The organism is uncultured Pseudoteredinibacter sp. (assembly GCF_947500695.1).
GTDB lineage: Bacteria > Pseudomonadota > Gammaproteobacteria > Pseudomonadales > Cellvibrionaceae > Pseudoteredinibacter.
In genome coordinates this window covers 233,195-246,594 of record NZ_CANMSS010000007.1, presented here as the reverse complement: position 1 = coordinate 246,594, position 13,400 = coordinate 233,195, and the positions used below count along the sequence as shown (strand labels likewise).

At 47.0% G+C, this 13,400-nt stretch carries 16 protein-coding genes; 6 read left to right on the top strand and 10 right to left on the bottom strand.

Annotation, left to right across the window (positions count from 1 at the left end; translation table 11 throughout):
- Positions 1–65: 65 nt before the first annotated feature.
- Positions 66–413, top strand: coding sequence for an outer membrane protein assembly factor BamE (gene bamE / locus Q1A08_RS14225; protein ID WP_299774045.1), 348 nt, complete (start codon positions 66–68; stop codon positions 411–413).
- Positions 414–556: 143 nt separating this feature from the next.
- Here the strand turns inward: bamE and Q1A08_RS14220 are convergent, their stop codons facing one another.
- The 3 genes from Q1A08_RS14220 to Q1A08_RS14210 form a co-directional block, all read right to left on the bottom strand.
- Positions 557–871, bottom strand: coding sequence for an RnfH family protein (locus Q1A08_RS14220; protein WP_299774043.1), 315 nt, complete (start codon positions 869–871; stop codon positions 557–559).
- A gap of 105 nt (positions 872–976) precedes the next feature.
- Positions 977–1,423 carry a type II toxin-antitoxin system RatA family toxin gene (locus tag Q1A08_RS14215; protein WP_299774041.1) on the bottom strand — a complete coding sequence of 149 codons (447 nt, stop codon included), beginning with the start codon at positions 1,421–1,423 and terminating at the stop codon, positions 977–979.
- Positions 1,424–1,519: 96 nt separating this feature from the next.
- Positions 1,520–2,926 (bottom strand): sodium-dependent transporter, encoded by a 1,407-nt coding sequence (locus Q1A08_RS14210; protein ID WP_299774039.1) that lies wholly within the window; start codon positions 2,924–2,926, stop codon positions 1,520–1,522.
- A gap of 92 nt (positions 2,927–3,018) precedes the next feature.
- Here Q1A08_RS14210 and smpB point away from each other — a divergent pair, with 92 nt between their 5' ends.
- The 4 genes from smpB (at position 3,019) to Q1A08_RS14190 (ending at position 7,517) form a co-directional block, all read left to right on the top strand.
- Positions 3,019–3,492: an SsrA-binding protein SmpB gene (smpB, locus tag Q1A08_RS14205; protein ID WP_299774037.1), complete on the top strand. Its 474-nt coding sequence runs from the start codon at positions 3,019–3,021 to the stop codon at positions 3,490–3,492.
- A 159-nt stretch (positions 3,493–3,651) separates the two neighbouring features.
- The gene (locus tag Q1A08_RS14200) at positions 3,652–4,998 is read left to right on the top strand and encodes a sodium-dependent transporter (RefSeq protein WP_299774035.1); all 1,347 of its coding nucleotides are present in this window, start codon (positions 3,652–3,654) and stop codon (positions 4,996–4,998) included.
- Positions 4,999–5,055: 57 nt separating this feature from the next.
- Positions 5,056–5,814: a TatD family hydrolase gene (locus Q1A08_RS14195; protein ID WP_299774033.1), complete on the top strand. Its 759-nt coding sequence runs from the start codon at positions 5,056–5,058 to the stop codon at positions 5,812–5,814.
- A 68-nt stretch (positions 5,815–5,882) separates the two neighbouring features.
- Positions 5,883–7,517: an aminotransferase class V-fold PLP-dependent enzyme gene (locus tag Q1A08_RS14190; protein ID WP_299774031.1), complete on the top strand. Its 1,635-nt coding sequence runs from the start codon at positions 5,883–5,885 to the stop codon at positions 7,515–7,517.
- A gap of 11 nt (positions 7,518–7,528) precedes the next feature.
- Here Q1A08_RS14190 and tcdA read toward each other — a convergent pair whose 3' ends face one another.
- Positions 7,529–8,317, bottom strand: a complete 789-nt coding sequence (gene tcdA / locus Q1A08_RS14185) for a tRNA cyclic N6-threonylcarbamoyladenosine(37) synthase TcdA (protein ID WP_299774029.1) — start codon at positions 8,315–8,317, stop codon at positions 7,529–7,531.
- A 591-nt stretch (positions 8,318–8,908) separates the two neighbouring features.
- On the opposite strand from tcdA, the gene Q1A08_RS14180 reads away from it, so the two are divergent.
- Entirely contained in the window at positions 8,909–9,262 is a 354-nt protein-coding gene (locus tag Q1A08_RS14180) for a hypothetical protein (RefSeq protein ID WP_299774027.1), read from the top strand.
- Positions 9,263–9,345: 83 nt separating this feature from the next.
- Here the strand turns inward: Q1A08_RS14180 and arsJ are convergent, their stop codons facing one another.
- The 6 genes from arsJ to Q1A08_RS14150 form a co-directional block, all read right to left on the bottom strand.
- On the bottom strand, positions 9,346–10,533 hold the full coding sequence (gene arsJ, locus Q1A08_RS14175) for an organoarsenical effux MFS transporter ArsJ (RefSeq protein ID WP_299774025.1): 1,188 nt from the start codon (positions 10,531–10,533) through the stop codon (positions 9,346–9,348).
- 47 nt (positions 10,534–10,580) lie between these two features.
- Positions 10,581–11,585: an ArsJ-associated glyceraldehyde-3-phosphate dehydrogenase gene (locus Q1A08_RS14170; RefSeq protein ID WP_299774023.1), complete on the bottom strand. Its 1,005-nt coding sequence runs from the start codon at positions 11,583–11,585 to the stop codon at positions 10,581–10,583.
- A 301-nt stretch (positions 11,586–11,886) separates the two neighbouring features.
- Positions 11,887–12,186, bottom strand: a complete 300-nt coding sequence (locus Q1A08_RS14165) for a hypothetical protein (RefSeq protein WP_299774021.1) — start codon at positions 12,184–12,186, stop codon at positions 11,887–11,889.
- A 103-nt stretch (positions 12,187–12,289) separates the two neighbouring features.
- Entirely contained in the window at positions 12,290–12,637 is a 348-nt protein-coding gene (locus tag Q1A08_RS14160) for a DUF6164 family protein (RefSeq protein ID WP_299774019.1), read from the bottom strand.
- A gap of 79 nt (positions 12,638–12,716) precedes the next feature.
- Positions 12,717–12,998 carry a DUF3144 domain-containing protein gene (locus Q1A08_RS14155; RefSeq protein WP_299774017.1) on the bottom strand — a complete coding sequence of 94 codons (282 nt, stop codon included), beginning with the start codon at positions 12,996–12,998 and terminating at the stop codon, positions 12,717–12,719.
- A gap of 75 nt (positions 12,999–13,073) precedes the next feature.
- On the bottom strand, positions 13,074–13,331 hold the full coding sequence (locus Q1A08_RS14150) for a YkgJ family cysteine cluster protein (protein WP_299774015.1): 258 nt from the start codon (positions 13,329–13,331) through the stop codon (positions 13,074–13,076).
- Positions 13,332–13,400: the final 69 nt, after the last annotated feature.

Sequence of the window (13,400 nt, the reverse complement as noted above, 5' to 3'; positions counted from 1 at the left end):
GTCTTCTCAGTATTGAATAAGTTCAGGTATTATCTCCTATTAGTCTAACGAAGTGGAAGCCCTTCATGCAAAAAGCAGTAAAGCTCAGTTTCGCAGCCGCCTGTCTGGTCTTAGTCAGCGCCTGTTCATACCTTAAATTTCCTGGGGTTTATAGCCTCGATATCCAGCAGGGTAATATCATTACTCAGGATATGGTTGATCAGTTAAAACCCGGCATGACCAAGCGCCAAGTACGCTTTGTTCTAGGTACCCCATTGATTGCCGATACCTTTACACCAGACCGTTGGGACTACTACTACAGCTTAAAAGACGCTAAAGGTAAGGTGACTAAGGAACGACTCACTGTATTCTTTGAAGAAGATAAGTTGGCACGCTTCTCTGGTGATTTCCGCGCGGATGGTGCTGGAAGCTAGGCAGTACTGAGAATTAGTCGCACTGGGAATTAATGACACTCTCAGTTTAGCTGACAAACTGACGGGCGAAGCAAATCTCATTTTTGAGAGGCGCTTCGCAAAGTTGCTTCCTAAATCAAGCCGCCTCTCATTAAGTCGCTAAATTATTCAGCTGCTTTTGCCGCTCGTCGTCTACGAACCTCTTTAGGGTCTGCAATAAGCGGGCGGTAAATCTCTACCCTATCCCCTTCCTTAAGTTGATGCTCATGGGCTTTTAACAAACCTTTTGTGCCCAAGCTTTGGCCAAATATGCCCATCTTAGCGCTATCGGGGTCAATCTCTGGAAAGATCTCACTGATGCCAGACTTCTTCACGGCCTGCAAAGCGGTCGTGCCGGGTTCCACCAATAGAGATACAATCTTTTGTTTATCCGCTAAGGCATAAGCCACTTCAACGGAAATAGTTTCAATATCACTCATCGTTACATCTAACTCTTTCTTTTTGAGTCACTTGAGCCACATGACTGGCTCGCAATAGTTACGTCACAACATAAATTGCAAACTAATAGCTCGCAAACTATAAGCTTATAGTTTACTCGGTCCATACACTTGCTCGGCCCTTTGACATAGAGCCGCCACCTGTTGATTGGCTGATTTTTCAAATAGCTTTCCAGCGGCTAATTTTAGCACGGCATTATCAAAGCCAAATCGTAAACTCAGTTCCACTTTGCATGCATTTTCTGCCAGCGGAATAAATCGCCACTCACCCGACAACTCAGAAAACGGGCCCGCTACTAAACTCATTAACATCTTGCCCGGTCGCTCTAAAACATTGCGAGTAGTAAACTGCTGCTTAATACCTGCCTGGGAAAGATACAAACTGGCCTCTACAAAATCTTCACCCTGCTGATGAATTTCTGCCGCCACACAGCCAGGCATAAATTGCGGGTAGGATTCGATATCCCCAACTAGCTCAAACATTTGCTCTTGGGAATAAGCCACTAGGGCACTACGCTCAATTTCAGTGGCCATTTATACGTCCATTAACTAAATACACTAGGCTGCTACTTATCGATTAAAAAGAACTTATTAAAAATGGAGAATCCTTAGCGACCACTATTTTGACAATCAATTCAGCCAACCCTGCAACATAGGCATAATAAAAATCGCATAGATCAATAGAGGCGCGCCGTATTTTAACAAGAACAACCATGCTTGGAAGCGCCATTTTGAATCCTGCTGAAAGGCTTCGCGAGCTTTCTCGATTGGCAGCAACCAACCAACAATAACCGCCATAATCATTCCCACAATTGGCATCAGGGCATTTGCCGTCACATAATCCAATAGCTGCGAAAAGTTCATGCCATCTAAGAGCTCGACTTGCTGCCATTGATTGAATGACATTACGACACCCAGGCCAATGGTCCAGCAAACCGTACCTGCAAAAATAGCGCCTTGATAGCGTGGCCAACCACGATCAACCATATGAGCCACCAATGGCTCCATTAGCGGCACCATAGAACTTAAAGCAACGGCAACAACGACGATATAAAACCAATTTGCTAATGAGAAACCGCCTTCCAAGGAGCCAAATACTGCAGGCAAAGACACAAACAAAGACTCCGGCCCCGCTGCTGGTGCCTGCTCAGGTATCGACATCAACAAAGGCAAAGCAACTAGACCTGCCAAAACAGCAATAAGCAGATCTAGGGCACTAATACGCAGCACTAAACGCCCCATCTGGCTATTCTTTGGTAAATAGCCGCTGTAGGTCATCATAACGCCCAGGCCCACCCCCAAAGTGAGGAAGCCATGACCTAGTGCTAATAGAAGTGAATTCCAACTGAAGTCTTCTGGCCTAAAGGAGAACATCCAAGCGAGGGCATAACTAAAATCATCCAATGAGGACAACTGCATCACCAAGAGCAGCATAATGATAAACATGCCCGGCACCAGTATCTTCAGAACCCATGCCAAAACCCTTATACCTGCCGCGACCAAAAGTACGGCCGCCAGCATCAAGGCCGAATGCCAAGCCAGCATCGATGTCTGATCGAGCAAAAATCGGTCAAATTCAGCTTTACTGGTTGCAAAGCTAATTCCTTCAAAGCGATGCTCTAGGCTCATGTTTAGGTATTCCAGCCCCCAGCCACCCATTACGCTGTATATCGGTAAAATCAAAAGGCTCGCCGCAATAACCAGATAACCGACTAATCGCCACATACTCGATATGCCCGACAAGCGACTGACATTGGCCACCGCCAATACTGGGTTGCCACGCCCCAAGCGGCCGATCAAGACCTCAGCCAGCATAATAGGCACGGCTAGGACGATGACACAGAGCAGGTAAACCAATAGGAACAGGCCGCCGCCGTGCTCTCCCACCAAATAAGGGAAACGCCAGAGATTAATTAAGCTTACCGCTGCACCTGTCGCCCCCCAAACAAAGGGCCAATAGCCTAGCCAGCGAGTCTCCGTTTCAGCGGGAACCTCAGTGGGGTGATGCGCAACTGTATTTTCATGAACCTTATCCATAGTCGAAATGCTACCACTAGCCTCGAGATCCAGCTATAAGCGTGACGCATAATCCTAGGTTTTCCGAACACTTACCTTTATAATCCGCCGCCATGGCAAAGAAGCAAAAGAAAACCAGTCCCAATACCATCGCTCAAAATAAACGCGCCCGATTCGACTATCACATCAGTGATACAGTTGAGGCTGGCCTAGAGCTTATGGGCTGGGAAGTTAAAAGTCTGCGCGAAGGCAAAGGCCAACTCACCGACAGCTATGTGTTTTTCAAAAACGGCGAAGCATTTTTATTAAATGCCCAGATTCAGCCACTGATCAGCGCATCAACTCACTTTGTAACCGAGCCCACCCGCTCTAGAAGATTGCTGCTGCACAAAAAAGAGATCGCCAAATTGCGCCAAGCCGCCGAGCAGCAGGGTTATAGTGTGATCGCACTTTCTCTTTACTGGAAAAACCACCTGGTGAAATGCCAGATCGGATTAGGCAAAGGTAAGCAGCAACACGATAAGCGTGAAACGGAAAAACAGCGCGATTGGAACCGTCAAAAGCAACGTTTGATGCAGACCAAATAGCATCCCATTAGAAATATTGCCAATTTCCGGCTTTTTAGCCAATTTCTCGCATCATTCTTCAAATTACGGCAAAATCAGCTTGTACCGAGTATGATTTGCCGTCTTTCAAGAACAAGAACGCGGCAGCGTCTACCCAACTAGAATAATGAGACGTAGATTATGAGCAGCCCTAGGGGACAATTCTCTTCCAAAACTGGATTTATCATGGCCGCCGCCGGCTCCGCCGTAGGCCTAGGTAATATCTGGGGTTTTCCAACCCAAACCGCAAGCAATGGTGGCGCCGCCTTTGTATTAGCTTACTTAGTGCTGGCATTCTGCTTGGCCTACCCTGCCTTAATGGCCGAGCTAACATTAGGCCGACACTCACGTTCCAACACTGTTGATGGCCTGGCTTCTGTAGCAGCTAACCCTATAAGCAAATTCTTTGGTCGCTTTGTAGGCTGGTATGGCATTGTAGTGGCCAGCCTAATTTTAAGCTTCTATACCATTATTGCCGGTTGGATGGTGGCCTACCTCTTCGCCCCAGTTACCGATATGCTGAGCATGGAGGCCGCGACCAGCTGGCTTAGCGAACAGAGCAACAGTCGCAACCTAATCTTCGGCGGCTTATTTGCCGGCCTTACGATGGCGATTATCGCCAGCGGCGTTGAATCAGGTATTGAACGCTGGTCTAGCCGCTTAATGCCCGCACTGATTATCTTGCTGATCCTGCTGATCGTTTATGTACTGATGCAAGAAGGCGCTGCCGAGGGTTTAAAACTCTATTTATTACCAGACCTTAGTCAGCTATCTGATCCGCAACTGATCGTTAACGCTATGGGGCAGGCTTTCTTCTCGCTCTCTTTAGGTGTTGGCACTATGATGATCTACGGCTCTTATCTGAGCAAAGATGACAGCCTGCCTCGCCTAGGCGCTATTGTGACTACCGTGGATGTGGGTATCGCCTTTACTGCTGGTTTACTGATTATTCCCGCCATGTTTGTTGCGCAACACCATGGCGCTACTATCTACAGTGAAAGCGGCGAGCTACTGGCAGGCCCTGACTTGATTTTCCAGGTGCTACCAGTGCTATTTGATTCCATGGGAGCTGCTGGCCCTTGGGTAGCTATCGCCTTCTTCGGCCTGATGACTATTGCCTCGCTTACCTCATCCATCTCAATGCTTGAAGTTCCTGTAGCCAGAGCGGTGGAGCGAAGTAATGCTTCTCGCCCAGTGGTCACAATGATTATTGGTGGAATTATTTTTGCGGTTAGCGCCGTGATTATTTTGAATTTTGCTAGCCTATTTGGCCTAGTCGTGGATTTCACCACCAAGTACAGCCAGCCAATTCTTGGCATTTTACTGTGTATTTTTGCTGGCTGGATTATGCATCGCGACCGCTTGCTAGCCGAACTCAAAGAAGGTCATGAAGATATTGAAGATAGCCTGTTCTGGAAGATATGGCCGATCTATGTACGTTTCTTCTGCCCAGCGCTAATTTTACTAAGCTTCTGGCAGAGCCTATAGGCCTGCCATCTCATGCTACTAGCCACTTAAAGCTACCATCTATATAAAGCGACTATCATGGAGCTGATCGACAGTCATTGCCACCTGGACTTTCCTGAGTTCAGTAATGTCGATCAGCTCTGGCAGCAATGCCAAGAACACCATATTTCCCAGCTCATCATCCCTGCCACCGAGCCTAGGCAATGGCCCAAAATCCAAGCCTTGTGTAATAAATTCGATGGCTGTTATTGGGCAGCCGGTTTACATCCTTGGTGGGTCGATGAGGAAAACTTCCACACGCTGAAAAAAGAGCTTGAGCAAGCCTTGCAAGATCCGAACTGTATCGCGATTGGTGAGTGCGGCTTAGATGGCAGCAAAGGTATCACACCACTGCATATCGAAGCTCTGCAGTGGCAGCTACAGCAGGCCAGGGAGCGCAACTTACCCGTTATTCTGCATGCCCACAAAGCACAACAAGAACTGCTCCCACTTCTCAAACAGCAGCAACCTCTGTGTGGAGTTGTGCATGGCTTCAGCGGCAGTATTGAGCTTGCCCAAAACTACATCGACCAAGGCATGTTGATTGGAATTGGCGGCAGCATCAGCTATCCACGGGCACAAAAGACTCGCCGTATGGCTAGCAAGCTGCAGCTATCTAAAATTGTACTGGAAACCGACGCCCCCTCTATGCCCTTATTTGGCAAGCAAGGTCAGAGTAATAGCCCACTACATCTATTGGAAATAGCCCAGTGCCTAGCCGATCTGCGCCAGCAAGATATTCATCATATTGCTGAGCAAAGCAGCGCTAACAGCCGTGCATTGTTTGGCCTTAAATAATCCAGCGAATCTGTGAGACAATTGCGCTTTAACTCAAGCCAAGCGCGAGAATAAGACCTGCAGCAGCTATGAAGACAAGAGATTTTGACCCGCAAACTTTTAAAAGCCACTTCCCTGCCCTTCGCGATGAATCCATTCATTACTTAGATAATGCTGCAACCACCCAAAAGCCCAGCTCGGTTATTGAGGCAATCTCCGCCTATTATTCATCTACCATTGGCAATGCCCATCGCGGCAGTCACCGTTTTAGTCGAGTCGCGACAGAGACCATAGAAAGCTGTCGTCACCATTGTGCAGAATTTATTAACGCTGAAAATGCTAACAATATCGTCTTCACCCAAAGTTGCACAGCCGCACTAAACACTTTGGCCAAAGGCTTGGCAGCAAAGTTGCAAGCGGGCGATGAAATTGTTCTCTCCTTGCTAGAACATCATGCCAATTTAATTCCATGGCAGGAGATAGCCCTGCAAAAACAACTGACGCTAAAATTCCTACCTATTAAAAATGGTCAGCTGGATTGGCAAGCGGCAAAGCAGCTGATTAGCGAAAAAACTCGCATTGTCAGCGTCACCGCCTGTTCGAATACCATGGGCTGCAGTAGCCAACTTGGCGAATTGAAAAAACTTCTGCCCGAACATTGCACCTTTATTGTAGATGCGGCGCAGGCCATTGCACATCAACAGATTGATGTACAAGAATTAGAATGTGACTTCCTCTGTTTTTCTGCCCATAAAATGTTTGGCCCCGAAGGACTGGGGATTCTCTATGGCAAACAAGAAAGGCTTAATGAACTCCCCCCTTTGCTCAGCGGTGGTGGAATGATTCAGCAAGTCAGCCTGCAAAATAGCAGCTATTTAAATGCCCCCCATCGTTTTGAAGCTGGCAGCCCAGCAACTGCCAATGTCGCTGCGTTTGATGCTGCGCTGCAGTTCTTTCAGCAGTGGCCGCTTGTACACATGCAACAACACATTAAGGCTCTATGCGAGCAAGCCCATCAAAAATTATCTGATTTCTCAGAGCTTACGCTTTTTAGTCAGCCAGATAATCCGGCGGCGATCATTTGCTTTAGCCTGCAGCAACAAGAACTTAATATTGAGCTGGCTGATTATCTCGACCAACATGGCATTGCTGTACGTCATGGGCATCATTGCACCCAACCATTGCTTCAAGAGCTAGGGCAAAGCAGCTTATTGCGCGCCTCGATCGCCCCTTACAACAAGCTTAACGACATCGAAGCTTTAGTAAATGCCTGCGCTGAATTTTTTAGTGCTCAAGAACAAATTAAAAACGAAGACAAGCCTAGCTCGAATGAACTCGACGCTAAGCGTGCGGCAGAAATCAAACAGGCAAAAAGCTGGCAGCAGCGACAGAAGCAGTTAATCCTCTGGGGTAAACAGGTAAGCACTAAAAAAGATATTCAACAAACCCACTTATTAATTCCTGGCTGCGAATCAGCCTTGTGGCTAGAAGCAAAGCAACATAATGGGCGTTGGCATTTTCGTCACGACAGTGATGCCCGCCTGATCAGAGGGATTAGCGCCCTTATATTAAGTTGGGTAGAAGGCGCCAGTAGCCAAGAAATTGCTGACTTTGATTTCACTAAAGCGATCGATGAGCTACAGCTTAAAAATTATCTCAGCCCATCTCGTAGCAACGGCGTTTACAGTTTAGTTGAGCATCTTCAAAAATTAGCAAATAGCTAAAACTTCTAACATTATTGGACACGCTCTAGGTAGCGCTCAATTGCTCGGGTGGCCGCATGCATGGCAAAAACCGAAGTCACCATGGTAATAGAGCCAAATCCACCACTGCAATCCAAGCCCTGCCCGGCATCTTGCTTCGGCTTTTGCTCGGTAAAACCTCCCTCACCATCCGGGTATCGCATCTGCTCGGGTGAATATACCGCCTCGACAGAGAAAACCCGCTTGGGGTTGCGCGGGAAACCGTATTGCTGGCGGAGTATTTTTCTAACTCTGGCAAGCAGCGGATCTTTGATGGTTTTGCTTAAATCCCCGCTGATTACTCGTGCAGGGTTGACCTTGCCACCCGCACTGCCCAAAGTGATCACCTGTTGCTTATGGGAACGGCAATGCGCAATCAGGGCAGCTTTTACCTTACCCGAATCGATTGCATCTATAACGACATCAATATCTTGGCCAACAAGCTCAGTAATATTATCTTGATCTAAAAAGTCATCGATGCAGTTTACGCGGATATCGGGGTTAATATCTTTTAGCCGAGCCGACATTAAATCAATTTTGCTTTGACCAATCGTACTCTGCAAAGCATGCACCTGGCGATTGATATTGCTGACACAAACTTCATCCATATCAACAAGGCTAATTTCACCCACCCCGCTGCGCGCCAAAGCCTCTGCCAGCCAACTTCCCACACCGCCAATGCCTATGACCATCATATGGGCGGAAGCCAGCTGAATCAGGCTATTATCGCCATATAAACGAGCGATGCCGGAAAAGCGTTGGCGGTAGGATTCACTGAGCATAAGATTTCCAATTGAAGGGCCGCTAAAACGGCGCAAGTTTACTCAATTAATGCCTTCAGCTCTAGACGAATTCAGAAGGATTAACAGCTATCTTCCTAGCTTCTCCGCCCGCGTGAACAAGTAAGCCAAGCACAACTTTTGTCGCAAATTAGCTCCAAGCTTCTATATGCCAACATTCAAAGTCGAATTAGCTGCAGAGCGCGCCAAAATTTTGGCTATACAAAATGTTAGCTGGTTCACAAAGGGCAACAGTTCCGTGACCAGTTGTCGCCCAGTCAATAAAAAATAAATCTACTTTTTGGGCTATATTATTTTTAATATCAAAGACTTATATACACACTCAACATTCAACTATAGAGTGATTGAAACTTGACGCTTCCGCGGAGATGAGTGAAGCTATAGGTGTTTTTTGACGCCAATATCCTTATTTTTACAGGGGTTTGAAGGGAAAATCCGATATTTGGCAGCAAAAGTTAAATTTAAGCCTGCGGATTTGTCAGCCAATAAAGAGAGCCTATTGAAGGGCCTGGCTAACAAATAAATTTATCGGTCAGCGGGATGCTGACTTAACGAGCTAAAGAAGCAATGACTATGCGACTTAACTATCTAAAGCTACCTCAAATAGGGACATCTGTGGTTTTGCTAGCGGCATCAGGGAAACGCATCGAGCTACACATTAAACCTGTAGAAGATGGCCTGTACTCCTTAATAGCCTTAGGGGGCATCAGCGATGAGCAGCCACATAAAGTAAAAAGCCAAGGCCCTTATCACCGCTGCCAACAAGCTTTAGGGGCAGCCAATGCCATTATTAATGCGCTAATAAGCCGCGGATACTGCGTATCTGAAACCGTTGCACAATGGCAAATCCCAGCTCAACGACAGCTCCGTAAAATTCGTGACAAGCGCCGCCAAAATGCAGTGAGCTATACCGTAGAGCCGGTTTAAGCCTAACTGCAATAGAAAACAAAAAAGCTCGCTGATTTCGCGAGCTTTTTTATGGGTTCTGGTTTTTCAACAAGCGTAAACTGCTATTCGCTACTAGGCAGCCCTCTGGCCAATAACCCTGCGGCTAGCAACATGGCAGCAGAGGCCAATAAGCAAGCCGCTAAGCCAAAGCTGGCAAAGATCCACCCCGACAGGATCGTCCCAAGCAACCTACCCAGCGCATTCGACATATAATAAAAACCTACATCTAAAGACGCACCGTCAGCACGCGCATAGGCAACCACTAAATAACTATGGTAAGCCGAATTAATCGCAAAAATTCCGGCAAAGGCAAGCAAGCCCAACAACAGTAACATCTGCGACAGTGCAATATTATCCGCCGCTAAAAATAATAATGGCAATGCGATAGCAAAGCTTAGAGTAGCCAATAGCACAGCCCAAAAACACAGTTTGGAAGCCGCATCTTGCTGTTTTAGTAACTGCGGCACAAAACCTTGAACCGCACCATAAATGATAATCCAAGCGGCTAAAAACGCACCGACCGCCGAATGCTCCCAGCCAAAATATTGGGCAAGCGAAACCGGTAGAGCCACAACAAACCAAACATCCCTAGCAGCAAACAAAAATAATCTGGCGGCAGAAAGCTGATTTAGGGCAGAGCTATTTGAGAAGAGCTCTGTAAATTTCGCCTTATACTTGCTGCGACCTAGCTGCTTGTCGAGCAACAGTAAGCTTGCCACTAAAGCGATTAACAACAATCCCATTAGCAACAACAAAGCTTGCTGGAAGCCCCAATATTGATAGAGCGCAGCCCCCACAAAAAAACCAAGTCCTTTCAAACTGTTTTTAGAACCAGTTAGCCGTGCCACCCACCGGAATAATTGATCTTGGGGTACCAAGTTTTTAATGGCGCTCTTTGCGCTCATCTTGTTTAAATCTTTGGCAATACCAGAGCCAGCTTGAGCCATCATTACCCAAGCCACACTCAGCATATCTGCTGGCACCAGCAATAAACCCAGCGCACAAATTTGCAATAGCAAACCCAAATTCATGGTTTGATTTAAACCGATTCGCGCACCTAGCCAGCCACCAAATAAATTGGTGAACACACCGCAAAGCTCATATAACACAAATAAACTGGCAATCGCTAGAGCACCAAAACCCTGCTGATGAAAGTACCAAAGCACTAACATTCGCAATGCACCATCAGTGATGGTAAAAGCCCAGTAGTTCGCACAGATCAGAGCATATTGGCGGATGCCGCTATTCATCTTTCTAGCCTCGAAAAGTCCCAGTAAAGCAACGCAAAAACAATTGATTAGCAGTGCTGGGCAAGCATCTTAGCAAGCTCGGCACTACGATTCGCATAACCCCACTCATTGTCATACCAAGCGTAGATTTTCACATGTCGAGAATTAATGACTCGAGTACTTAAGGCATCGATAATGCTGGAACGCGGGTCGGTTTTAAAATCCACCGACACCAATGGTCGTGTTTCGTAGCCCAAAACGCCGCTTAGATGGGTTTGGCTGGCAAGCTTTAATTGCTCATTAACTTCTTCCGCCGTTGTATCTTTAGCCAGCTCAAAGACACAATCCGTTAAGGAGGCGTTGGCCAAAGGCACTCTCACTGCGTGGCCATCTAAGCGCCCTTTTAATTCAGGAAAGATTTCCATAATAGCTGTTGCTGAGCCTGTACTGGTAGGAATCAAACTCTGTCCACAGGCGCGAGCCCGGCGCAGATCTTTATGCGCCTGATCTAAAATACTTTGAGTGTTGGTAATATCATGGATGGTGGTAAAGCTGCCATGCACAATTCCGAAAGATTCATTAATAACTTTTACGACCGGCGCCAGGCAATTGGTGGTACAAGAAGCCGCAGTGACAATGCGGTGCTTAGCTGGATCAAATAAATGATCATTTACACCCAATACGGTATCTAGTACCCCTGGCTCCTTAACCGGCGCCGTAACCAAAACCCGCTTCACCCCTTGATCAAAGTAAGCTTGTAGGCTGGCCTGGCTCTTAAATTTTCCAGAGGCTTCAATAACGAGATCACAAGACGACCAATCAACGGCCTCAATTGACTTCTGACGAGTAAAGACCACCTGATGCTGGCCTAACAACAAGGATTGTTCTTGGGCCACACAGTTACCATCAAAGCTTCCGTGGACAGAATCAAAATTCATCAAGTGCGCAAAACATTCTGCATCACCGGCAGGATCATTAATCTGTACGAACTCAAACTCTGGCCATTGCCAGGCAGCGCGCAACACTAGCCGCCCCATACGCCCAAAGCCGTTGATTCCCACTTTAACTGCCATCACTCATCCTCCGAAGCTAGATACATATGGGGCGCATTATATACGCCAAAACATATATTTAAAGCCCTAGATATGACAATTTGATGAATTTGCTACTAGGGCACCTCTGAACAATGCAGATTTGCTCAGGCTTCACGTCAATATCGTAATCGAGGCGCTGCTTTGAAGGCAGACTGGTCGCCTGTCGAAAAGGAGCAACGAAGAGTACGACATTGGCGTGAAGCGCGTCTAGTAGCTAAGCGCTTCCGAGCTCCGCTGAGCAAAACCTGCATTATTCAGAAGTGCCCTAGCCACCCATTGGCTAGCGGTAGGCCTCCCAACGCTTGCGGCGTAGGCAGTAATCTCTAGGGCTTTCAGTGCCTCGAATGAGGCCTCTTTCTATATCGCCAATGACGAACAAAGCCATCTTGGCATCTTCACGCTTAGCAGGCTCGTTAAGCTCTTCACGTAGCATTTTTTTTAGAGTCAGAAAGGGCAGCACACCTGGCTCGGTTAACTTGCCATGAAGATATTGATATTTCGAGCAGAAATGCTCATGGCCTGACTCACCACAGGACTGCAGCCCTAAAACGATCAGCAGCAAAATAACAGCGCGCGCCATAGCAAACTCCTGTTTACTTAATAGAAGGCCTTCAGCTCAGCTATCAATCACGAGCCAATGTCAACGATGCTGTAAGCATAGCAGTTAATCAATATTCTGCTGACTATGCAGAGGTCATCATGGCAACGAAAGGCGCTAATAGGAGATAAAACAAAGCTGCGATTAAAGCTGAAAAGGCCAAGACCTTGATTGGGCGGCGACGGGCATGTGACCACCAGCTTTCAACGGGTTGCTGACGTGCAGCCTCCGCGCGATAACGGTGATACTTTTCGAGATGTTCCTTAGCTTCTTCCAGTTGACTGTCGTCATGTAACCATATAGCCGCTAGAGAAATCCCCCAGTTGCCGCCACTGGTTTCATAATATTCAATACCTGCATCATCGAGCAATTGGCGTATTTCAATGATTTCATCTTCAGGCAGTTGATTTAGACGATAAAGCAGATGCGCCACGATAGTACTCGCAAAGAAGGCTGGGTTAACCCATGTAAGAAGGTGAGCAATGGCCAGCTATGCAGCTGGCCAATCTGTATTAGCTATTGGCCTGAGCGTCTTCGGCCTGAGCTTTCTTTAGATTCTGAATAAAGGTCAGGTTATTTTTGTAAACCTGAGTCACTTTTTCAATGCCAGACTCATGCAAATAGCCTTCATTGCCAGAAGTTGTATAAGTCGCATATACACCAGAAGCGCTCATCAGCGCTGCTGAGATGATCTGAACATCACCACCGTCATCTTTCAGTTTATTGGCCAACTCAATAAATTGAGAGGTGTAATTTGCATGAATTTCGCGTTGTTCATCAGGCAACTTCGCCATAGTTTTCTTCCCAAGTTTACGATCACACCGCTCAACAGCGGCTTGTTATTGATAATTACTTTCGCAGCAGGCCTACTATGCACTAGTCTGCACTTCAAGCAAGCTTAAGATCTGCATGGCTTGATCTCGATTTTCACCGCAGAAATCCACATCTGGCTGAAAGCCTCGACAGAAATCTGGGTAACCTTGCTGCCCCCAAATACGGCACTGCAAGCTCTCTGGATCTAAATTAGCACACAGCTCACCAGCAGCCTTGCCTGTAGGCATATTTGGCATGGCCTGCTTTATTGACGGAGCAATACAGCAAGCGCCACAAGATTCTCGACACTCCATAAACTGATTCTAGCACCTTTCGTGAAGCTTCCACACAAACTCTGCTAAATCCACTTATAGTGCCATTCG

Bases quoted from the DNA above. Each gene is read 5' to 3' on its own strand.
- Q1A08_RS14210 (WP_299774039.1), bottom strand. From the start codon at position 2,926: ATGGATAAGGTTCATGAAAATACAGTTGCGCATCACCCCACTGAGGTT.
- Q1A08_RS14190 (WP_299774031.1), top strand. From the start codon at position 5,883: ATGAAGACAAGAGATTTTGACCCGCAAACTTTTAAAAGCCACTTCCCT.
- Q1A08_RS14165 (WP_299774021.1), bottom strand. From the start codon at position 12,186: ATGGCGCGCGCTGTTATTTTGCTGCTGATCGTTTTAGGGCTGCAGTCC.
- tcdA (WP_299774029.1), bottom strand. From the start codon at position 8,317: ATGCTCAGTGAATCCTACCGCCAACGCTTTTCCGGCATCGCTCGTTTA.
- Q1A08_RS14215 (WP_299774041.1), bottom strand. From the start codon at position 1,423: ATGGCCACTGAAATTGAGCGTAGTGCCCTAGTGGCTTATTCCCAAGAG.
- Q1A08_RS14200 (WP_299774035.1), top strand. From the start codon at position 3,652: ATGAGCAGCCCTAGGGGACAATTCTCTTCCAAAACTGGATTTATCATG.
- arsJ (WP_299774025.1), bottom strand. From the start codon at position 10,533: ATGAATAGCGGCATCCGCCAATATGCTCTGATCTGTGCGAACTACTGG.
- Q1A08_RS14195 (WP_299774033.1), top strand. From the start codon at position 5,056: ATGGAGCTGATCGACAGTCATTGCCACCTGGACTTTCCTGAGTTCAGT.
- Q1A08_RS14155 (WP_299774017.1), bottom strand. From the start codon at position 12,998: ATGGCGAAGTTGCCTGATGAACAACGCGAAATTCATGCAAATTACACC.
- smpB (WP_299774037.1), top strand. From the start codon at position 3,019: ATGGCAAAGAAGCAAAAGAAAACCAGTCCCAATACCATCGCTCAAAAT.
- Q1A08_RS14150 (WP_299774015.1), bottom strand. From the start codon at position 13,331: ATGGAGTGTCGAGAATCTTGTGGCGCTTGCTGTATTGCTCCGTCAATA.
- Q1A08_RS14220 (WP_299774043.1), bottom strand. From the start codon at position 871: ATGAGTGATATTGAAACTATTTCCGTTGAAGTGGCTTATGCCTTAGCG.
- Q1A08_RS14180 (WP_299774027.1), top strand. From the start codon at position 8,909: ATGCGACTTAACTATCTAAAGCTACCTCAAATAGGGACATCTGTGGTT.
- Q1A08_RS14170 (WP_299774023.1), bottom strand. From the start codon at position 11,585: ATGGCAGTTAAAGTGGGAATCAACGGCTTTGGGCGTATGGGGCGGCTA.
- bamE (WP_299774045.1), top strand. From the start codon at position 66: ATGCAAAAAGCAGTAAAGCTCAGTTTCGCAGCCGCCTGTCTGGTCTTA.